General features: G+C 60.6%; 19 protein-coding genes and 2 tRNA genes. 19 read left to right on the top strand and 2 right to left on the bottom strand.

Annotated features, from left to right (window positions below; all coding sequences use genetic code 11):
• The first annotated feature begins 49 nt into the window (after window positions 1–49).
• The 3 genes from carB to ACLCGK_RS13885 are packed head-to-tail and all read left to right on the top strand — an operon-like array spanning window position 50 to window position 4,168.
• Window positions 50–3,271, top strand: a complete 3,222-nt coding sequence (carB, locus tag ACLCGK_RS13895) for a carbamoyl-phosphate synthase large subunit (protein ID WP_015271865.1) — start codon at window positions 50–52, stop codon at window positions 3,269–3,271.
• Window positions 3,268–3,750 carry a transcription elongation factor GreA gene (greA, locus tag ACLCGK_RS13890; RefSeq protein WP_013974292.1) on the top strand — a complete coding sequence of 161 codons (483 nt, stop codon included), beginning with the start codon at window positions 3,268–3,270 and terminating at the stop codon, window positions 3,748–3,750. The genes carB and greA overlap by 4 nt, the downstream gene beginning before the upstream one ends.
• Window positions 3,728–4,168, top strand: coding sequence for a hypothetical protein (locus ACLCGK_RS13885; protein ID WP_049798463.1), 441 nt, complete (start codon window positions 3,728–3,730; stop codon window positions 4,166–4,168). Before greA ends, ACLCGK_RS13885 begins: the two co-directional genes overlap by 23 nt.
• 141 nt (window positions 4,169–4,309) lie before the next feature.
• Here ACLCGK_RS13885 and yhbY read toward each other — a convergent pair whose 3' ends face one another.
• Window positions 4,310–4,618, bottom strand: a complete 309-nt coding sequence (gene yhbY / locus ACLCGK_RS13880) for a ribosome assembly RNA-binding protein YhbY (protein WP_003249945.1) — start codon at window positions 4,616–4,618, stop codon at window positions 4,310–4,312.
• A gap of 102 nt (window positions 4,619–4,720) precedes the next feature.
• Between yhbY and rlmE the strand changes: the two genes are divergently transcribed.
• From rlmE to ACLCGK_RS13800, 16 genes are all read left to right on the top strand, one after another.
• Window positions 4,721–5,347, top strand: a complete 627-nt coding sequence (rlmE, locus tag ACLCGK_RS13875) for a 23S rRNA (uridine(2552)-2'-O)-methyltransferase RlmE (RefSeq protein WP_015271862.1) — start codon at window positions 4,721–4,723, stop codon at window positions 5,345–5,347.
• Window positions 5,348–5,550: 203 nt separating this feature from the next.
• The gene (ftsH, locus tag ACLCGK_RS13870; protein WP_015271861.1) at window positions 5,551–7,455 is read left to right on the top strand and encodes an ATP-dependent zinc metalloprotease FtsH; all 1,905 of its coding nucleotides are present in this window, start codon (window positions 5,551–5,553) and stop codon (window positions 7,453–7,455) included.
• Between the two features lie 8 nt (window positions 7,456–7,463).
• Window positions 7,464–8,315, top strand: a complete 852-nt coding sequence (gene folP / locus ACLCGK_RS13865) for a dihydropteroate synthase (RefSeq protein WP_024087765.1) — start codon at window positions 7,464–7,466, stop codon at window positions 8,313–8,315.
• A gap of 16 nt (window positions 8,316–8,331) precedes the next feature.
• Window positions 8,332–9,672: a phosphoglucosamine mutase gene (gene glmM / locus ACLCGK_RS13860; RefSeq protein WP_264209673.1), complete on the top strand. Its 1,341-nt coding sequence runs from the start codon at window positions 8,332–8,334 to the stop codon at window positions 9,670–9,672.
• 65 nt (window positions 9,673–9,737) lie between these two features.
• A complete protein-coding gene (gene tpiA / locus ACLCGK_RS13855) occupies window positions 9,738–10,493 on the top strand; it encodes a triose-phosphate isomerase (RefSeq protein WP_015271858.1) in 756 nt (251 codons plus the stop codon).
• Between the two features lie 4 nt (window positions 10,494–10,497).
• Window positions 10,498–10,896 carry a preprotein translocase subunit SecG gene (secG, locus tag ACLCGK_RS13850; protein ID WP_015271857.1) on the top strand — a complete coding sequence of 133 codons (399 nt, stop codon included), beginning with the start codon at window positions 10,498–10,500 and terminating at the stop codon, window positions 10,894–10,896.
• A gap of 21 nt (window positions 10,897–10,917) precedes the next feature.
• A tRNA-Leu gene (locus ACLCGK_RS13845) sits at window positions 10,918–11,003 on the top strand.
• 100 nt (window positions 11,004–11,103) lie between these two features.
• A tRNA-Met gene (locus ACLCGK_RS13840) sits at window positions 11,104–11,180 on the top strand.
• A 130-nt stretch (window positions 11,181–11,310) separates the two neighbouring features.
• On the top strand, window positions 11,311–11,769 hold the full coding sequence (gene rimP, locus ACLCGK_RS13835) for a ribosome maturation factor RimP (protein ID WP_003249960.1): 459 nt from the start codon (window positions 11,311–11,313) through the stop codon (window positions 11,767–11,769).
• Window positions 11,770–11,828: 59 nt separating this feature from the next.
• Window positions 11,829–13,310, top strand: a complete 1,482-nt coding sequence (nusA, locus tag ACLCGK_RS13830; protein ID WP_003258062.1) for a transcription termination factor NusA — start codon at window positions 11,829–11,831, stop codon at window positions 13,308–13,310.
• A gap of 27 nt (window positions 13,311–13,337) precedes the next feature.
• On the top strand, window positions 13,338–15,878 hold the full coding sequence (infB, locus tag ACLCGK_RS13825) for a translation initiation factor IF-2 (RefSeq protein WP_024087764.1): 2,541 nt from the start codon (window positions 13,338–13,340) through the stop codon (window positions 15,876–15,878).
• 115 nt (window positions 15,879–15,993) lie between these two features.
• Window positions 15,994–16,392 carry a 30S ribosome-binding factor RbfA gene (gene rbfA / locus ACLCGK_RS13820; RefSeq protein WP_003258061.1) on the top strand — a complete coding sequence of 133 codons (399 nt, stop codon included), beginning with the start codon at window positions 15,994–15,996 and terminating at the stop codon, window positions 16,390–16,392.
• Between the two features lie 3 nt (window positions 16,393–16,395).
• Window positions 16,396–17,313 carry a tRNA pseudouridine(55) synthase TruB gene (gene truB / locus ACLCGK_RS13815; RefSeq protein ID WP_013974284.1) on the top strand — a complete coding sequence of 306 codons (918 nt, stop codon included), beginning with the start codon at window positions 16,396–16,398 and terminating at the stop codon, window positions 17,311–17,313.
• A 147-nt stretch (window positions 17,314–17,460) separates the two neighbouring features.
• Window positions 17,461–17,730: a 30S ribosomal protein S15 gene (gene rpsO / locus ACLCGK_RS13810; RefSeq protein ID WP_003249971.1), complete on the top strand. Its 270-nt coding sequence runs from the start codon at window positions 17,461–17,463 to the stop codon at window positions 17,728–17,730.
• A gap of 250 nt (window positions 17,731–17,980) precedes the next feature.
• Entirely contained in the window at window positions 17,981–20,086 is a 2,106-nt protein-coding gene (gene pnp / locus ACLCGK_RS13805; RefSeq protein ID WP_410952199.1) for a polyribonucleotide nucleotidyltransferase, read from the top strand.
• Window positions 20,087–20,350: 264 nt separating this feature from the next.
• Window positions 20,351–20,701 carry a BON domain-containing protein gene (locus ACLCGK_RS13800; RefSeq protein ID WP_013974282.1) on the top strand — a complete coding sequence of 117 codons (351 nt, stop codon included), beginning with the start codon at window positions 20,351–20,353 and terminating at the stop codon, window positions 20,699–20,701.
• 78 nt (window positions 20,702–20,779) lie between these two features.
• On the opposite strand, the gene ACLCGK_RS13795 is transcribed toward ACLCGK_RS13800, so the two are convergent.
• Window positions 20,780–21,082, bottom strand: a complete 303-nt coding sequence (locus ACLCGK_RS13795) for a putative quinol monooxygenase (RefSeq protein WP_023661347.1) — start codon at window positions 21,080–21,082, stop codon at window positions 20,780–20,782.
• Window positions 21,083–21,090: the final 8 nt, after the last annotated feature.

Below are 21,090 nucleotides of genomic sequence, written 5' to 3'. Positions count from 1 at the left end.
AGATTGTTCAAAGCGGCTTGCCGACTGACCCCGGATTTGAGTGACAACCATGCCAAAACGTACAGACATCAAAAGCATCCTGATTCTCGGCGCTGGCCCGATCGTGATCGGCCAGGCCTGCGAATTCGACTACTCCGGCGCCCAGGCCTGTAAAGCCCTGCGCGAGGAAGGTTTCCGCGTCATCCTGGTGAACTCCAACCCAGCCACCATCATGACCGACCCGGCCATGGCCGACGCCACCTACATCGAGCCGATCAAGTGGCAGTCGGTGGCCAAGATCATCGAGAAAGAGCGCCCGGACGCACTGCTGCCGACCATGGGTGGCCAGACTGCACTGAACTGCGCCCTGGACCTGGAGCGCCACGGCGTTCTGGAAAAGTTCGGCGTGGAAATGATCGGTGCCAACGCCGATACCATCGACAAGGCCGAAGACCGCTCGCGCTTCGACAAGGCGATGAAGGACATCGGCCTGGAGTGCCCGCGCTCCGGTATCGCCCACAGCATGGAAGAAGCCAACGCCGTCCTCGAACGCCTGGGCTTCCCGTGCATCATCCGTCCGTCGTTCACCATGGGCGGCACCGGTGGTGGTATCGCCTACAACCGTGAAGAATTCGAAGAAATCTGCGCCCGTGGCCTGGACCTGTCGCCGACCAAGGAACTGCTGATCGACGAATCGCTGATCGGTTGGAAGGAATACGAGATGGAGGTGGTCCGCGACAAGAAGGACAACTGCATCATCGTCTGCTCGATCGAGAACTTCGACCCGATGGGCGTGCACACCGGTGACTCGATCACCGTTGCCCCGGCACAGACCCTGACTGACAAGGAATACCAGATCATGCGCAACGCCTCCCTGGCGGTGCTGCGTGAAATCGGTGTTGAAACCGGCGGTTCCAACGTGCAGTTCGGTATCTGCCCGAACACTGGCCGCATGGTCGTGATCGAGATGAACCCGCGCGTTTCGCGTTCCTCGGCGCTGGCCTCCAAGGCCACTGGCTTCCCGATCGCCAAGATCGCTGCCAAGCTGGCTGTCGGCTACACCCTCGACGAACTGCAGAACGACATCACCGGCGGCCGCACCCCGGCGTCCTTCGAGCCGTCGATCGACTACGTCGTCACCAAGCTGCCGCGCTTCGCCTTCGAGAAATTCCCGAAAGCCGACGCCCGCCTGACCACCCAGATGAAGTCCGTGGGTGAAGTCATGGCCATCGGCCGTACCTTCCAGGAGTCTCTGCAGAAAGCTCTGCGCGGCCTGGAAGTCGGCGCCTGCGGCCTCGACCCGAAAGTCGACCTGGCCAACCCCGAAGCCAGCAGCATCCTCAAGCGCGAGCTGACCGTACCGGGCGCCGAGCGTATCTGGTACGTGGCTGACGCCATGCGTGCCGGCATGACCTGCGAGCAGATCTTCGACCTGACCGGCATCGACATGTGGTTCCTGGTGCAGATGGAAGACCTGATCAAGGAAGAAGAGAAGGTCAAGACCCTGGCCCTGTCGTCGATCGACAAGGACTACATGCTGCGCCTCAAGCGCAAGGGCTTCTCTGACCAGCGCCTGGCCAAGCTGTTGGGTATCACCGACAAGAACCTGCGCCGTCACCGCCACAAGCTGGAAGTGTTCCCGGTGTACAAGCGCGTCGACACCTGCGCTGCCGAATTCGCTACCGACACCGCCTACCTGTACTCCACCTATGAGGAAGAGTGCGAGGCCAACCCGTCGACCCGCGACAAGATCATGATCCTGGGTGGCGGCCCTAACCGTATCGGCCAGGGTATCGAGTTCGACTACTGCTGCGTACACGCCGCACTGGCGCTGCGTGAAGACGGTTACGAGACCATCATGGTCAACTGCAACCCGGAAACCGTCTCCACCGACTACGACACATCCGACCGCCTGTACTTCGAGCCGCTGACCCTGGAAGACGTGCTGGAAGTGTGCCGTGTCGAGAAGCCGAAAGGCGTGATCGTCCACTACGGTGGCCAGACCCCGCTGAAACTGGCCCGCGCCCTGGAAGAAGCCGGCGTACCGATCATCGGTACCAGCCCGGATGCCATCGACCGCGCTGAAGACCGCGAGCGCTTCCAGCAGATGGTTCAGCGCCTGAACCTGCTGCAGCCGCCAAACGCCACCGTGCGCAGCGAAGAAGAAGCCATCAGCGCTGCTGGCGGCATCGGCTATCCGCTGGTAGTGCGCCCGTCCTACGTACTGGGCGGCCGTGCCATGGAAATCGTCTACGAGCTGGACGAGCTCAAGCGCTACCTGCGCGAAGCTGTGCAGGTGTCCAACGACAGCCCGGTACTGCTCGACCACTTCCTCAACTGCGCCATCGAGATGGACGTGGATGCGGTGTGCGACGGCACCGATGTGGTGATCGGCGCCATCATGCAGCACATCGAGCAGGCCGGCGTTCACTCCGGCGACTCGGCATGCTCCCTGCCACCGTACTCGCTGAGCAAGGAAGTGCAGGACGAAGTCCGCGTACAGGTCAAGAAGATGGCCCTGGAGCTGGGCGTGGTCGGCCTGATGAACGTGCAACTGGCCCTGCAGGGCGACAAGATCTATGTGATTGAAGTCAACCCGCGCGCCTCGCGTACCGTGCCGTTCGTCTCCAAGTGCATCGGCACCTCCCTGGCGATGATCGCGGCCCGCGTCATGGCCGGCAAAACCCTGAAAGAGCTGGGCTTCACCCAGGAAATCATCCCGAACTTCTACAGCGTCAAGGAAGCCGTCTTCCCGTTCGCCAAGTTCCCGGGGGTTGACCCGATCCTCGGCCCTGAGATGAAATCGACCGGTGAAGTCATGGGTGTCGGTGACAGCTTCGGTGAAGCCTTCGCCAAAGCCCAGATGGGTGCCAGCGAAGTACTGCCGACCGGCGGTACCGCATTCATCAGCGTGCGTGACGACGACAAGCCGCAAGTGGCTGGCGTTGCCCGCGACCTGATCGCCCTGGGCTTCGAAGTGGTTGCAACTGCCGGCACTGCCAAGGTTATCGAAGCGGCTGGCCTGAAAGTGCGCCGTGTGAACAAGGTGACCGAAGGTCGCCCGCACGTGGTCGACATGATCAAGAACGACGAAGTGTCGCTGATCATCAACACCACCGAAGGCCGCCAGTCGATCGCCGATTCCTACTCGATTCGTCGCAATGCGCTGCAGCACAAGATTTACTGCACCACTACCATTGCGGCCGGTGAAGCCATCTGCGAGGCGCTGAAATTCGGTCCGGAAAAGACCGTTCGTCGCCTGCAGGATCTGCATGCAGGACTGAAAGCATGAGCATTACCAAGTACCCGATGACCGTCCAGGGCGCTCGCGCCCTGGAAGAGGAGCACCTGTTCCTGAGCAAGACCGAGCGCCCGCGCCTGAGCCAGGCCATCGGCGAAGCACGTGAACTGGGCGACCTCAAGGAAAACGCCGAATACCATGCCGCCCGTGAAGAGCAGGGCATGGTCGAGGCGCGTATCCGCGATATCGAAGGCCGCCTGCAGAACTCGGTGGTGATCGACGTGACTACCATCCCTCACACCGGCAAGGTGATTTTCGGTACCACCGTGGTACTGGCCAACACCGAAACCGATGAAGAGGTGTCCTACCAGATCGTCGGCGAGGATGAAGCCGACGTTAAACAGGGCAAGCTCTCGAGCGGAGCGCCGATTGCCCGTGCCATCATCGGCAAGGAAGAAGGTGATACTGTCGTCGTCAAGACGCCTAGCGGCACGGTCGAGTACGAGATTGTCGAAGTCAAGCACATCTGACCGGCGCCTGCGGGCGCCATCCCTCGAGGGGATCCTATGGCAGCTGGCCCAGGTTTTCTGGGTCGGTGGCTTGTGGGTGTTTCACGTGGGGTTGGTGCCCGCGCTCAAGGTCAGTGGCCTGGCGCCGCTGCTGGTGCAGGATATCGCCGGGCAGATCGACCGCTGGTTGATCGGTGTGGCGCTGCTTGGCTTGTTGACCCAGCTGGCGGTGCTGGCAAGGGTGGACGGCCTGTCGGCCTGGTGGCAGCAGTTCCGTGGCCAGATGCTGTTGCTCGGCTTCGGTGCCTGCGTGGGGTATTACACCTTGCGCTACGGTATTTCCGTTGGCGAGCGCTGGCAGCTGCTCTGTTTCCTGGTGCTGGGCTTTTCCGGCATCGTGCTGGTGGCCCAGCCGGTTCCGGTCAAGGTGCGCCGCTAAGCGGCTCGAGATCGCTGGGGCCGCTTCGCGGCCCATCGCCGGCAAGCCGGCTCCCACACCGACCGCATCGAATTCAGGCCATGCGCCGTACCTGTGGGAGCTGGCTTGCCGGCGATGGGCTGCGCAGCAGCCCCTTTGCCGTTACTTGTAACGGTGGATATTGGACAGCTGCTTGTTCGGCTGTGGGTTCTTGCGGTAGATCAGGGCTTTCTTGCCAATGGTCTGCACCAGTTCGGCACGGCCGGCCTTGCACAGTTCGGCAATGGTCTCGGCGCGCTCTTCGCGGTCTTCCGAGCGAATTTCGACCTTGATCAGCTCATGGTCGACCAAGGCGCGCTCCAGTTCGGCGATGACGCCTTCATTCAAACCGTTGCCAGCGACGATCAGGACCGGCTTCAGGTCATGACCAATGGACTTGTATTGCTTCTTCTGCTCGTTATTGAGCGGCATAATCTGACCCTTTCCGTCTGATTCTGTAAAATTGACCGGCATTTTACCCGAGGGCCACCGGCTCCGCCCAGTCAATCACGACGCATATCATCGAGGTGCCCCGTGGTACAACGTTCCAAAAGCAGCGCAAACTGGCTGCGAGAGCATTTCAACGATCCTTTTGTGAAACAGGCACAAAAGGACGGCTACCGCTCGCGTGCGAGCTACAAACTGCTGGAGATCCAGGAAAAGGACCGGCTGATCCGCCCAGGTATGAGCGTGATCGATCTCGGCGCTGCTCCTGGTGGCTGGTCGCAGGTGACCAGTCGTCTGATTGGTGGCCAGGGCCGCCTGATCGCGTCCGACATCCTGGAGATGGACTCGATCCCCGATGTGACCTTCATCCAGGGCGATTTCACCCAGGATGAAGTGCTGCAGCGCATTCTCGAGGCCGTCGGCGATTCGCACGTAGACCTTGTGATTTCCGACATGGCCCCCAATATGAGTGGTACGCCTGCGGTGGACATGCCGCGTGCCATGTTCCTCTGCGAGCTGGCCCTCGATCTGGCAACCCGCGTGCTAAAGCCCGGCGGCGATTTCCTGATCAAGATTTTCCAGGGCGAAGGTTTTGACGTGTACCTCAAGGACGTGCGCAGCAAGTTCGACAAGGTACAGATGCGCAAGCCGTCGTCGTCGCGTGACCGTTCCCGCGAGCAGTACCTGCTGGGCAGGGGTTTCAAAGGGGCATAAAAGGCGTGAAGCGTGGTGGCCGATAGTTATTTCCAATCGGCCGCCGCGTCAGGATCGTCCGAACTTCGTGTAGTCTAGCTTTCACAAAGGGTTACAGACGGTGCCTGCGGCTGCGTAGGTAATGTAGTAAGTTAGGGCGATGAATATCATGCGAGGAACGGCTGCGTCGTGCGCCGACCTCAGAGGGTAGCGAATTGAACGACATGGCAAAGAATCTGATCCTGTGGTTGATCATCGCAGCTGTCCTGGTGACGGTGATGAACAACTTCTCCAGCCCTAACGAGCCGCAGACCCTCAACTATTCCGACTTCATCCAGCAGGTCAAGGATGGCAAGGTCGAGCGTGTGACCGTCGACGGCTACATCATCACCGGCAAGCGCGCCGATGGCGACAATTTCAAGACCGTGCGTCCGGCCATTACCGACAACGGCCTGATTGGCGACCTGGTCGACAATCACGTCATCATCGAAGGCAAGCAGCCTGAGCAGCAGAGCATCTGGACACAGCTGCTGGTAGCGAGCTTCCCGATCCTGGTGATCATCGCCGTGTTCATGTTCTTCATGCGCCAGATGCAGGGCGGAGCGGGAGGCAAGGGCGGGCCGATGAGTTTCGGCAAGAGCAAGGCGCGCCTGTTGTCTGAAGACCAGGTCAAGACCACCCTGGCCGACGTTGCAGGTTGCGACGAAGCCAAGGAAGAAGTCGGCGAGCTGGTCGAGTTCCTGCGCGACCCGGGCAAGTTCCAGCGCCTGGGCGGCCGTATCCCGCGTGGCGTGCTGATGGTCGGCCCGCCCGGTACCGGTAAGACCTTGCTAGCCAAGGCCATCGCCGGCGAGGCGAAGGTGCCTTTCTTCACCATTTCCGGTTCGGACTTCGTGGAAATGTTCGTCGGTGTCGGTGCCAGCCGTGTGCGCGACATGTTCGAACAGGCCAAGAAACACGCCCCGTGCATCATCTTCATCGACGAGATCGACGCCGTTGGTCGCCACCGTGGCGCTGGCATGGGGGGTGGTCACGACGAGCGTGAGCAAACCCTCAACCAGTTGCTGGTGGAGATGGACGGTTTCGAGATGAACGATGGCATCATCGTCATCGCCGCTACCAACCGTCCGGACGTGCTCGACCCGGCGCTGCTGCGCCCCGGCCGCTTCGACCGTCAGGTGGTGGTGGGCCTGCCGGACATTCGTGGTCGCGAACAGATCCTCAAGGTACACATGCGCAAGGTGCCGGTCGGCGAGAACGTCAACCCGGCGGTCATTGCCCGTGGTACCCCTGGCTTCTCCGGTGCGGACCTGGCCAACCTGGTCAACGAGGCCTCGCTGTTTGCCGCGCGCGCCAACAAGCGCTTGGTCGAAATGAAAGAGTTCGAACTGGCCAAGGACAAGATCATGATGGGCGCCGAGCGCAAGACCATGGTCATGTCCGAGAAAGAAAAGCAGAACACTGCCTACCACGAGGCTGGCCACGCCATTGTCGGTCGCCTGGTGCCTGAGCACGATCCGGTCTACAAGGTTTCGATCATTCCGCGTGGCCGTGCCCTGGGCGTGACCATGTTCCTGCCGGAAGAAGACCGCTACAGCCTGTCCAAGCGCGCACTGATCAGCCAGATCTGCTCGCTGTACGGGGGCCGTATTGCCGAGGAAATGACCTTGGGCTTCGATGGCGTCACTACCGGCGCGTCCAACGACATCATGCGTGCCAGCCAGATCGCCCGCAACATGGTGACCAAGTGGGGCCTTTCCGAAAAACTCGGGCCGCTGATGTACGCCGAGGAAGAAGGTGAGGTGTTCCTGGGGCGCAGTGCTGCGAGCCAGCACGCCAGCGTTTCCGGCGAAACCGCCAAGCTGATCGACTCGGAAGTGCGCAGCATCATCGACCAGTGCTACGCCACGGCCAAGCAGCTGCTCACCGACAACCGTGACAAGCTCGATGCCATGGCCGAAGCGCTGATGAAGTACGAGACCATCGACGCCGAGCAGATTGACGATATCATGGCTGGCCGTACCCCCCGCGAACCGCGCGACTGGGATGATGACTCGGCTTCGGGCAAACCAGCTGCCCAGGGTGATCGCCCGGAATCGCCGATCGGCGGTCCAGCGGCTCAACACTAAGGGCATCTATGAGCTCAGTGCAGTACCCGACCCGGTTGCCTTGCGGCAATCGGGTTCTTGATTTGTCGCGTACCCATGTCATGGGTATTCTCAATATCACCCCTGATTCCTTCTCCGATGGCGGGCGCTTCAACCAGCGTGATGAGGCGTTGCGTCATGCCGAAGCGATGGTTGCCGCAGGCGCCACGCTGATCGACATCGGCGGAGAGTCCACGCGGCCGGGTGCGCGCGCGGTATCGGTGACCGAGGAGCTGGAGCGGGTGGCCCCCATGGTCGAGGCGATCAACAGCCGACTCGACGTGGTCATCTCGGTCGATACCTCCACGCCAGCCGTCATGCGTGAATCGGCGCGCCTCGGTGCAGGGTTGATCAACGACGTGCGTGCCCTGGAGCGCGATGGCGCCCTGGACGCAGCCGCGGATACCGGCCTGCCGGTGTGCCTCATGCACATGCGTGGCGAGCCGGGTAACATGCAGGACGACCCGCATTACGAAGATGTGACCGCCGACGTTACGCGCTACCTTGAACAGCGAATGGTCGCCTGCGCCGCGGCGGGCATCGACGCAAACAGAATCATCCTTGATCCGGGCTTCGGTTTCGCCAAGACACTGGCGCACAATCTGAGCCTGTTCAAGCACATGGAAGCGCTCTATCGCCTTGGGCGCCCGCTGCTGGTGGGTGTTTCACGCAAGAGCATGATCGGCCTGACGCTGGAACGTCCGGTTGGCGAGCGGTTGTATGGCAGCCTTGCGCTGGCGGCGTTGGCCATGACCAAGGGGGCGAGCATCCTTCGTGTCCATGACGTGGCCGAAACCGTTGATGTGGTGCGCATGATCGCTGCGGTGCAAAACGCCGAATAAGAACATTGGAGTCCCTATGAGCAGAAAATACTTTGGTACCGACGGCATTCGTGGCCGCGTCGGCGAATACCCGATCACGCCTGACTTCATGCTGAAGCTTGGCTGGGCGGCCGGCATGGCCTTCCGCAAGCAAGGCCACTGCCGAGTGCTGGTTGGCAAGGACACGCGTATCTCCGGCTACATGTTCGAGTCCGCACTCGAAGCCGGCCTGTCCGCGGCAGGTGCCGATGTGATGCTGCTCGGGCCGATGCCTACGCCGGCCATCGCCTACCTGACGCGTACCTTCCACGCCGAAGCCGGCATCGTCATCAGCGCCTCGCACAACCCGCACGATGACAATGGCATCAAGTTCTTCTCGGGCCAAGGGACCAAGCTACCGGACGAAGTCGAGTTGATGATCGAGGAATTGCTCGATCAGCCGATGACCGTTGTCGAGTCGGGCAAGCTGGGCAAGGTTTCGCGCATCAACGATGCAGCCGGCCGCTACATCGAGTTCTGCAAGAGCAGTGTGCCGACCAGCACCAGCTTCGACGGCCTCAAGCTGGTTGTCGATTGCGCCCACGGTGCCACCTACAAGGTCGCGCCAAGCGTTTTCCGCGAGCTGGGTGCCGAAGTGACCGTGCTGCATGCCCAGCCAGACGGCCTGAACATCAACGAAGGCTGTGGCTCGACTCACATCGAATCGCTGCAGGCTGCCGTGCTGGTCGGTCATGCCGACCTGGGCATTGCCTTTGACGGTGATGGCGACCGCGTGCTGATGGTCGACCACACCGGCGCCATCGTTGATGGTGACGAACTGCTGTTCATCATTGCTCGCGACCTGCACGAGCGTGGCAAGCTGCAGGGCGGGGTGGTGGGCACGCTGATGAGCAACCTGGGCCTGGAGCTTGCGCTGAAGGAACTGGATATCCCGTTCGTGCGGGCCAAGGTCGGTGACCGTTACGTCATGGCAGAGTTGCTGGAGCGTGAGTGGCTGGTCGGTGGCGAAAACTCCGGGCACGTCGTGTGCTGCAACCACACCACCACCGGTGATGCGATCATCGCAGCGCTGCAGGTATTGATGGCACTCAAGCGTCGTGGCGAAACTCTGGCGCAGGCTCGTCAGGCCCTGCGCAAGTGCCCGCAGGTGCTTATAAACGTGCGATATGGCGCCAGCAAGGTCGACCCGCTGGAGCACCCGGCGGTCAAGGAAGCCAGTGCCAAGGTGACCGAGGCCTTGGCAGGCCGCGGCCGCGTGCTGCTGCGAAAATCCGGTACCGAGCCGTTGGTGCGGGTGATGGTCGAGGGCGAGGACGAAAGCCAGGTGCGTGCGCACGCAGAAGCGTTGGCCAAACTGGTCGGCGAAGTTTGTGTCTGAAGGCGCTTGCCAGCGCAGATAGGGTTGGGTACTATCTGCGCCCACTTTGACCGACGAGGTAAAGCATGCGTCGCCCTATGGTAGCTGGTAACTGGAAGATGCACGGTACCCGCGCTAGCGTCGCTGAGCTGACCGAAGGCTTGAGAAATCTGGCCTTGCCGAGCGGAGTGGAAGTCGTTGTATTTCCACCAGCCTTGTTCATCAATCAAGTGATCGATGGCCTGGCAGGTAAGGAAATTACTGTCGGCGCACAGAATTCTGCAGTACAACCCGAACAGGGTGCGCTGACCGGAGAAGTTGCTCCGGAACAGCTGGTCGAAGCAGGCTGCAAGTTGGTGTTGATTGGTCATTCGGAGCGTCGCCAGGTCATTGGTGAAACCGACGAAGTGCTCAATCGCAAGTTTGCAGCGGCCCAGGCCAAAGGTTTGAAACCAGTGCTTTGCATCGGGGAAACCCTTGAAGAGCGCGAGGCTGGCAAAACGCTCGAAGTTGTCGGGCGTCAACTAAGCAGTATCATCGAGGCATTCGGTGTTAAGGCTTTTGCCAATGCAGTAATTGCCTATGAGCCTGTATGGGCCATCGGTACCGGCCTTACGGCCACGCCACAGCAGGCTCAGGATGTGCATGCAGCCATCCGTAGCCAGTTGGCGGCAAAAGATGCTGAAGTGGCTGCGAAGGTGCAGTTGCTCTACGGCGGCAGCGTGAAGGCGGCCAATGCGGCCGAACTGTTCGGCATGCCGGATATCGATGGGGGGCTCATTGGTGGAGCTTCCCTGAACGCAGACGAATTCGGTGCAATTTGTCGCGCCGCAGGAAACTGAACAAATGCTGGAAACAGTCATCGTTGTTTTTCATCTGTTGGCAGCGCTGTCGCTTGTAGTGCTGGTTCTGTTGCAACAGGGTAAAGGTGCGGAAGCAGGTGCATCTTTCGGCGCGGGTGCTTCAAATACCGTGTTCGGGAGCCAGGGTTCTGCAACGTTTCTGAGTAAATTAACTGCTATACTCGCTGCCACTTTCTTTTTGACAGCACTTGGGTTAGGATACTTCGCGAAGCAACAAGCTCACCAGCTTAGCCAAGCAGGTCTTCCAGATCCAGCAGTGCTAGAAGTGAAAGAGCCGCAGAAACCGGCAGTTAATGATGATGTACCGGTGCTCCAGCAGCAGAAGAGCGAAACCACTCCTAACACGGGTGATGTACCTCCTCCGGCACAAGAGCAGAAGTAACGGGTTTCAAGTAGTAGTATTGCCGAGGTGGTGGAATTGGTAGACACGCAACCTTGAGGTGGTTGTGCCCATAGGGTGTAGGGGTTCGAGTCCCCTTCTCGGTACCAATTAAAGCTTGAGAGCCCGCTTTAGCGGGCTTTCTTGCAGGTGAAGGTTCGGATTTGACCCTCAAGAGGGTTCAGTCTTATACTTTTGCCCCAGCTTTGTCGCGGGGTGGAGCAGCTTGGTAGCTCGTCGGGCTCATAACCCGAAGGTCGTTGGTTCAAATCCAGCCCCCGCAACCAGCTTCAGCGGAGCCCCTTTTCAGGGGCTTTTTGCTAACCGAACAGTTTTCGGCGTCGTTGTCCAACGGCGCTTTCAGGGATGGGCGCTTCGCCCATTTTTTATTTGCACAGCATGCACGAGGGGGTTCAGGTGTCGAGCAAGCTAGAACAGTTGCAGGCCTTGTTGGCCCCGGTTGTCGAGGGTCTGGGCTATCAATGCTGGGGGATCGAATACGTTTCCCAGGGTAAGCATTCGGTACTGCGCATCTACATCGACAAGGAAGGCGGCATCCTGGTGGACGACTGCGAAGCGGTCAGCCGTCAGGCCAGCGCAATTCTCGATGTGGAAGATCCGATCAGCAGTGAATACACCCTCGAGGTGTCTTCTCCAGGCATGGATCGCCCACTGTTCACTCTGGAACAGTTTGCCTCGCATGCCGGCGAACAAGTGAAGATCAAGCTGCGCTCACCCTTCGAGGGTCGTCGTAACTTCCAGGGCCTTCTCCGCGGTGTGGAGGAGCAGGATGTGGTGGTCCAGGTGGACAATCAAGAATTCCTGTTGCCGATCGACTCGATCGACAAGGCCAATATTATTCCCAGTTTTGACTGAGACGTGCCGGGCCCGGCGGACTATCCGGGCCCAATGGCTTGCGCAAGGCGAGGCGTACGATGAGCAAAGAAGTACTGCTGGTTGTTGAATCGGTATCCAACGAAAAAGGTGTACCGCCCGGCGTCATTTTCGAAGCGCTGGAAGTGGCACTGGCCACTGCAACCAAAAAACGTTTTGAAGACGAAGTCGACCTGCGTGTGGAAATCAACCGCCACACCGGTAGCTACGAGACCTTCCGTCGCTGGACCGTGGTCGACGAAGCCGATCTTGATGATCCGGCGATCGAGACCTGGTTGAGCAAGATTCACGAAACCCACCCTGAAGCCAAGGTTGGTGACGTGATCGAAGAGAAGATCGAGTCCATCGAATTCGGTCGTATTGCCGCCCAGACCGCCAAGCAGGTCATCGTGCAGAAGGTCCGTGAGGCCGAGCGTGCCCAGGTGGTCGATGCCTACCGCGAGCGCGTTGGCGAGATCATCTCCGGTACCGTCAAAAAGGTTACCCGCGACAACGTCATCGTTGACCTGGGCAACAACGCCGAGGCCCTGCTGGCCCGCGAAGACATCATTCCGCGCGAGACCTTCCGTGTTGGCGTGCGCCTGCGTGCGCTGCTCAAGGAAATTCGCACCGAGAACCGTGGCCCACAGCTGATCCTGTCGCGCACCGCGCCACAGATGCTGATCGAGCTTTTCCGCATCGAAGTGCCGGAAATTGCCGAGGGCCTCATCGAAGTCATGGCTGCATCCCGTGATCCGGGTTCGCGAGCCAAGATCGCCGTCCGCTCCAAGGACAAGCGCATCGACCCGCAAGGCGCCTGTATCGGCATGCGTGGTTCGCGCGTCCAGGCCGTATCCGGGGAGTTGGGTGGTGAGCGTGTGGATATCGTCCTGTGGGACGATAACCCGGCGCAGTTCGTCATCAACGCCATGTCGCCGGCTGAAGTCGCGGCGATCATCGTTGATGAAGATGCCCATGCCATGGACATCGCCGTTGCCGAGGACAACCTGGCCCAGGCCATTGGTCGTGGCGGTCAGAACGTTCGCCTGGCCAGTCAGCTGACCGGCTGGACCCTGAACGTGATGACCGAGAAGGACATCCAGGCCAAGCAGCAGGCCGAAACCGGTGACATCCTGCGCAATTTCATCGATGAACTGGAAGTCGACGAGGAGCTGGCCCAAGTGCTGGTCGACGAAGGCTTCACCAGCCTCGAAGAAATTGCCTACGTACCGTTGGAAGAAATGCTCAACATCGATGGCTTTGACGAGGATATCGTCAACGAGCTCCGCGCTCGAGCCAAGGACCGTTTGTTGACCAAGGCCATCGCTACCGAAGAAAAACTGGCAGACGCCCATCCGGCTGACGACCTGCTCTCCCTCGAGGGTATGGACAAGGACCTGGCGGCGGAACTGGCGGTGCGCGGCGTGGTTAACCGCGAAGACCTGGCCGAGCAGTCGATCGACGATCTGCTCGACATCGACGGCATCGACGAAGAGCGTGCCGGCAAGTTGATCATGGCCGCCCGAGCCCACTGGTTCGAGTAATTAGGCGCGGCCTGAGGAGAGAAGTGCATGACGCAAGTCACGGTGAAAGAACTGGCCCAAGAGGTCGAGGCACCGGTAGAGCGCCTGCTGCAGCAGATGCGTGAGGCAGGTCTGCCGCACACCGACGCCGGTCAGGTAGTGACCGACAATGAGAAGCAGACCTTGCTGACTCATTTGAAGAGCAGCCACAAGAGCAAGGCGGAAGAGCCGCGCAAGATTACCTTGCAGCGCAAAACCACCAGCACCCTGCGTGTCGCCGGTAGCAAGAGCATCAGCGTAGAAGTACGCAAGAAGAAAGTATTCGTGCAGCGCAGCCCGGAAGAAATCCAGGCTGAGCAGAAGCGTGAGCTGGAAGAGCGCCGCGCGGCTGAAAACGCCGCTCGAGAGAAGGTCGAGGCCGAAGTTCGCCAGCGCAACGAAGAGCAGGCTCGCCGTCAGGCCGCCGAAACCGCTGCTGCAGCCCCTGCGCCTGCCGCCAAGCCAGAGGCGGCACCTGCCGCTGCCCCGGCCCCGGTAGTTGCCGACGCCCCGGCGTCCGAAGACGCCGCAGCCCGTGCTGCCGAGCGCAAGAAGGACGAAGCCCGTCGCAACGAAGGCCGCACCCGTGACGAAGACCGTCGTGGTGGCGAGCGTCGTGGCGAGGCCCCGCGCGTGTCGATCAAGGTCAAGGTCAAGGAGAAGGAAAAGGCTCCGACTCCTCGCGCCGCACCGCGCACCACCGATGAAGAGAGCGATGGCGTACGCCGTGGCCGCGGTGGCAAGAGCAAGCTGAAGAAGCGCAACCAGCACGGCTTCCAGAACCCGACCGGTCCAGTCATCCGTGACGTGACCATCGGCGAGACCATCACCGTCTCGGAACTGGCCCAACAGATGTCGGTCAAGGCCGCTGAAGTGGTCAAGTTCATGTTCAAGCTGGGTACCCCGGTCACCATCAACCAGGTGCTCGACCAGGAAACCGCTCAGCTGGTCGCCGAAGAACTGGGCCACAAAGTGACCCTGGTCAGCGATACCGCCCTGGAAGACTCCCTGGCCGAATCGCTGAAGTTCGAAGGTGAAGTCGAATCGCGTGCGCCGGTCGTTACCGTCATGGGTCACGTTGACCACGGTAAGACCTCGCTGCTCGACTACATCCGTCGTGCCAAGGTTGCCGCTGGCGAAGCCGGTGGTATTACCCAGCACATCGGTGCCTACCACGTGGAAACCGACCGCGGCATGGTCACCTTCCTCGATACCCCAGGCCACGCTGCGTTCACCGCAATGCGTGCCCGTGGTGCCAAGGCTACCGACATCGTCATCCTGGTGGTGGCAGCGGACGACGGCGTGATGCCGCAAACCCGCGAAGCCGTTCAGCATGCCAAGGCAGCTGGCGTTCCGCTGGTGGTTGCAGTGAACAAGATCGACAAGCCGGGTGCCGATATCGATCGCATCCGCAACGAGCTTGCTGTCGAAGGCGTGACCTCCGAGGACTGGGGTGGTGATACTCCGTTCGTCAAGGTTTCGGCCAAGATGGGTACCGGCGTCGACGAACTGCTCGAGGCTGTCCTGCTGCAGGCCGAGATCCTGGAACTGACCGCTACCCCGACCGCTCCAGGTCGTGGTGTGGTTGTCGAATCTCGCCTGGACAAGGGCCGTGGCCCGGTGGCGACCATCCTGGTTCAGGACGGTACCCTGCGTCAGGGCGACATGGTCCTGTGCGGTTCCAACTATGGCCGCGTGCGCGCCATGCTCGACGAGAACGGCAAGCCTGTGAAGGAAGCCGGCCCGTCGATCCCGGTCGAAATCCTCGGCCTTGACGGTACCCCGGAAGCCGGTGACGAGCTGTCCGTGGTTGCCGACGAGAAGAAGGCTCGTGAAGTTGCCCTGTTCCGTCAAGGCAAGTACCGCGAGGTCAAGCTGGCCCGTGCTCACGCTGGCAAGCTGGAAAACATCTTCGAGACCATGGGTCAGGAAGAGAAGAAGACCCTCAACATCGTCCTCAAGACCGACGTGCGTGGTTCCCTGGAAGCACTGCAGGGTTCGCTGTCGGGCCTGGGCAACGACGAAGTTCAGGTGCGCGTGATCGGTGGCGGCGTCGGTGGTATCACCGAAAGCGACGCCAACCTGGCGCTGGCTTCGAATGCAGTACTGTTCGGCTTCAACGTGCGTGCCGATGCCGGCGCGCGCAAGATCGTCGAGCAGGAAGGTCTGGATATGCGTTACTACAACGTGATCTACGACATCATCGAAGACGTCAAGAAGGCCCTGACCGGCATGCTCGGCAGCGATGTTCGCGAGAACATCCTGGGTGTCGCCGAAGTACGTGACGTGTTCCGTTCGCCGAAGTTCGGCGCCATCGCTGGCTGTATGGTCATCGAGGGTACCGTGTACCGCAACCGTCCGATCCGCGTACTGCGCGAAGACGTTGTGATCTTCGAAGGCGAACTGGAGTCGCTGCGTCGCTTCAAGGACGACGCCTCCGAAGTACGTAACGGCATGGAGTGCGGTATTGGCGTGAAGAGCTACAACGACGTCAAGGTCGGCGACAAGATCGAAGTCTTCGAGAAAGTCCAGGTTGCTCGTACCCTTTAAGGGTGAGCAGGGCGCCAGCCCCGCCGCAGGGCGGTGGGCAGTGCCTCAGTAGGTAGCGCCCGGTCAGGCTTCAGCCTGACCGGGCGTTTGCCGCTTTAAGTTACAGGTAGCAAGAATGGCAAAAGAATATAGCCGTACCCAACGCATCGGCGACCAGATGCAGCGCGAGCTGTCGGAGCTGATCCGCCGTGAAGTCAAAGACCCGCGCGTCGGCCTGGTGACCATCACTGCCGTCGATGTCAGCCGTGATCTTGGCCACGCCAAGGTGTTCATCACCGTGATGGGCCAGGACGGCGCCGACGCCGTACCGCAGACCCTCAAGGCCCTGACCAGCGCCGCGAGCTTCCTGCGCCTGCACTTGGGCCGTGTGATGCAACTGCGCAGCGTGCCGCAACTGCACTTCCACTTCGACGAAAGCGTCAGCCGTGGTGCCCACCTGTCGGCACTGATCGAGCGCGCGGTCGCCGAAGACCGTCTGCACAAGGATGCCGACAAGCTGGACGCCGAGGAGTAAGCGGTGGCCCAGGTCAAACGTATCCGCCGCAACGTCAGCGGCATCATCCTGCTCGACAAGCCGCTGGGCTTCACCTCCAACGCCGCCCTGCAAAAGGTGCGCTGGCTGCTCAATGCGGAAAAGGCCGGTCACACCGGCAGCCTCGATCCGCTGGCAACCGGCGTGCTGCCGCTGTGCTTTGGCGAAGCGACCAAGTTTTCGCAGTACCTGCTCGATTCCGACAAGGGCTACGAAACGGTCATGCAGATGGGGCAGACTACCAACACCGGCGATGCCGAAGGTGAAGTGCTGCAGACCCGTGAGGTGACCGTTGGTCGCGCCGACATCGAGGCCCTGCTGCCGCGTTTTCGTGGCCAGATCAGCCAGATACCGCCGATGTACTCGGCGCTCAAGCGTGATGGCCAGCCGCTTTACAAGCTGGCACGTGCAGGAGAGGTAGTGGAGCGCGAGGCGCGTTCTGTTACTATTGGCCGCTTGGAGTTGCTCGAGTGCGAAGGCACCCGTGCACGGCTGAGCGTAGGATGCAGCAAAGGCACCTATATCCGCACCCTGGTGGAGGATATCGGTGAGGCCCTTGGCTGCGGCGCCTATGTCGCCGAGCTGCGCAGGACCCAGGCCGGGCCTTTCGCGCTGGCACAGACGGTCACCCTCGAGGAACTCGAACAGGCCCACGCCGAAGGCGGCAACGAAGCGCTCGACCGCTTCCTGATGCCTTCGGACAGCGGCCTGCAGGACTGGCCACTGGTGTGCCTGTCCGAGCACAGTGCGTTTTACTGGCTGCATGGGCAGGCGGTACGCGCGCCGGACGCGCCGCAATTTGGCATGGTCCGGGTACAGGATCACAATGCGCGCTTCATCGGTATCGGTGAAGTGAGCGAAGACGGGCGCATTGCGCCGCGTCGGCTGATTCGGTCGGAATGACCGAAACCGCGGGGTCGGGCAATTGCCAGGCCCCACGGCACCAAGGGTGGCTGTCAGTAGGCACGGTCACACCTTTTTTATTAATACAGGGATTTGTCCCTGGCCTATTGGACCCCGCATGCGGGATCCGTTATCAGGAGAAGCCAAATGGCCCTCAGCGTTGAAGAAAAAGCTCAGATCGTTGCCGAATACCAGCAAGCCGCCGGCGATACCGGTAGCCCGGAAGTGCAGGTTGCTCTGCTGACCGCCAACATCAACAAGCTGCAAGGCCACTTCAAGGCCAACGACAAAGACCACCACTCCCGTCGTGGTCTGATCCGTATGGTCAACCAGCGTCGTAAGCTGCTGGACTACCTGAAGGGCAAAGACACCACTCGTTACAGCGCCCTGATCGGTCGCCTGGGTCTGCGTCGCTAATAGCGGCCTGGCCAGTGGTGTGCATGGCGTGTCGCAGGCTTCGGCAGGGCTGTTTTGCAGTGCTGCCGTTGGACACGCCACGCGTATCTCCGAGGTTGGCAGCCTGGCAATGCTGAGCGGATTTTCCGCTTGGTGCCAGGCTCCCAGCCTCGTGTTGTATCTGGACGGTCAATGGGGCCGATTCCCCGTTCTGCCCAAGAATTCGCAAGAAACCAGTTCCCCCAGAGCCACTGAAAAAAGGTAGGAAACCGTGAACCCGGTAATCAAGACATTCCAGTTCGGTCAGTCGACCATTACTCTCGAAACGGGCCGTATTGCCCGTCAGGCAACCGGCGCCGTGCTGGTTACCGTCGACAACGACGTCACCGTGCTGGTGACCGTGGTCGGTGCCAAACAGGCCGATCCAGGCAAGGGCTTCTTCCCGCTGTCGGTCCACTACCAGGAAAAGACCTACGCCGCCGGCAAGATCCCGGGTGGCTTCTTCAAGCGTGAAGGCCGTCCTTCCGAGAAAGAGACCCTGACCTCGCGCCTGATCGACCGTCCGATCCGTCCGCTGTTCCCGGAAGGCTTCATGAACGAAGTGCAGGTTGTCTGCACCGTGGTTTCCACCAGCAAGAAGACCGACCCGGACATCGCTGCGATGATCGGTACCTCGGCCGCCCTGGCCATCTCCGGCATTCCGTTCGAAGGCCCGATCGGCGCCGCTCGCGTTGCCTTCCACGAAAGCACCGGCTACCTGCTGAACCCGACCTACGAGCAACTGGCTGCCTCGAGCCTGGACATGGTCGTTGCCGGTACCGAATCGGCTGTACTGATGGTTGAGTCGGAAGCCAAAGAGCTGACCGAAGACCAGATGCTGGGCGCCGTGCTGTTCGCCCACGACGAATTCCAGGCCGTGATCCAGGCCGTCAAGGAACTGGCTGCCGAAGCCGGCAAGCCGACCTGGGACTGGCAGCCAGCCCCGGCCAACGTCGAGCTGATGAACCTGGTACGCGCCGAGTTCGGCGAAGCCGTTTCGCAGGCCTACACCATCACCCAGAAGGCTGACCGCTACAACCGCCTGGGCCAGCTGCGCGACGAGGCTGTTGCCCGTCTGAGCAACGAAGAGACCGGCCCGTCCGCCGGCGCCATCAAGGAAATCTTCGGCGAGCTGGAATACCGCACCGTCCGTGAGAACATCGTCAACGGCAAACCGCGTATCGACGGCCGTGACACCCGCACCGTGCGCCCGCTGAACATCGAAGTCGGCGTCTTGCCGAAGACCCACGGTTCGGCGCTGTTCACCCGTGGCGAAACCCAGGCCCTGGTCGTTGCGACCCTGGGTACTGCCCGTGACGCCCAGCTGCTGGACACCCTGGAAGGCGAGAAAAAAGACCCGTTCATGCTGCACTACAACTTCCCGCCATTCTCGGTGGGTGAGTGCGGTCGCATGGGCGGCGCTGGCCGTCGTGAAATCGGCCACGGCCGCCTGGCCCGTCGTGGCGTGCAGGCCATGCTGCCGAGCGACAGCGAGTTCCCGTACACCATCCGCGTGGTATCGGAAATCACCGAATCCAACGGTTCCAGCTCCATGGCTTCGGTCTGTGGTGCTTCCCTGGCCCTGATGGACGCTGGTGTACCGATGAAGGCACCGGTTGCCGGTATCGCCATGGGCCTGGTCAAGGAAGGTGACAAGTTCGCCGTCCTGACCGACATCCTGGGTGACGAAGACCACCTGGGCGACATGGACTTCAAGGTAGCCGGTACCGCCAAGGGTGTTACCGCGCTGCAGATGGACATCAAGATCAACGGTATCACCGAAGAGATCATGGAGATCGCCCTGGGCCAGGCCCTGGAAGCGCGCCTGAATATCCTCGGCCAGATGAACCAGATCATCGCCCAGTCGCGTAGCGAGCTGTCGGCCAACGCCCCGACCATGATCGCGATGAAGATCGACACCGACAAGATCCGTGACGTCATCGGTAAAGGCGGCGCCACCATTCGCGCCATCTGCGAAGAGACCAAGGCTTCGATCGACATCGAAGACGATGGCTCGATCAAGATCTTCGGCGAAACCAAGGAAGCGGCAGATGCTGCCAAGCAACGCATCCTGGGCATTACCGCCGAAGCCGAGATCGGCAAGATCTACGTCGGCAAGGTCGAGCGCATCGTCGACTTCGGTGCGTTCGTAAACATCCTGCCTGGCAAGGACGGCCTGGTGCACATCTCCATGCTGAGCGATGCTCGCGTCGAGAAAGTCACCGACATCCTGAAAGAAGGCCAGGAAGTCGAAGTACTGGTACTGGACGTGGACAACCGCGGCCGTATCAAGCTGTCGATCAAGGACGTTGCCGCGGCCAAGGCCTCGGGCGTCTGATGATTGCCTCGTAGTAGAAAGAAAGGCCCCGCAAGGGGCCTTTTTTTATGGCTGTACGGAACCTTTTGCGGACTTGCATCTTGCAAGCAGTTTTATCGTGCGGATTGCAGAATGCACGACATCGGCCAAATCTAAATTTGGCTAACTTGTTGATTTAAAAGGAAACAAGCGAGACGGAAAAGCTGGCACAGCGCATGCAACTACCTCCATATCTGACGCCAGGACATACGGCGCAGACCTTTCGAAAAAACAGGAGTGACTCACATGAAGAAGTTCGCCATTGCTGCCGCTACTGCTACCGCCCTGACCCTGACCATGGCTAACGGCGCATTCGCTGCGGAGCCAACCCAGGCTCCAGTCATGTTGGCTGCCAACACCGTGGATAACGCCAAGCAGGAAGGTTCCGACACCTGGATCACTACCAAGGTGAAAGCGGACCTGCTGACTGAAAAAGGTATTCCAGGCAGCGACATCAAAGTCGAGACCAGCCAAGGCGTCGTCTCGCTGTCGTCTGACGTGGCGATCACTCAATCCCAGAAAGAAGAAGCAGTACGCATCACCAAGAACATCAAAGGCGTGAAAAGCGTCATGTCTGACGGCCTGAAAGCCGAATAAGGAATGTCCCGTCGGCCAAACGGATTTGGCCACCTTCGCTCCGAGCCCCGGCTATTTGCCGGGGCTTTTCATTTGCGGCTAGTACACCGGGTTACGCGCGATCACATCGCTCTCGAAGCATTCTTGCTCGACGATCAGCGGCTCGACCAATGGCCGGCTATCGCGAAAGTGCGCGGTTTGGGTATGCGCTTCATAGGCTGCATCGTCGCGGTAGATCTCGTACAGGTAGATCAACTCCGGGTCGACCCGGTCTTGCGACACATCGAATGCCAGGCAACCAGGTTCAGTGGCGACTGAGGCTGCGGCATTGACCTTGATCGCAGTTAGAAAATCCTCGGCGCAACCGGGCTTCACTCGGGTCTTGATGAACAGGCTATACACAAGGCTCT

The sequence above is a fragment of the Pseudomonas sp. S1(2024) genome (assembly GCF_046557535.1).
This window is presented reverse-complemented; position numbering and strand designations above follow the sequence as displayed.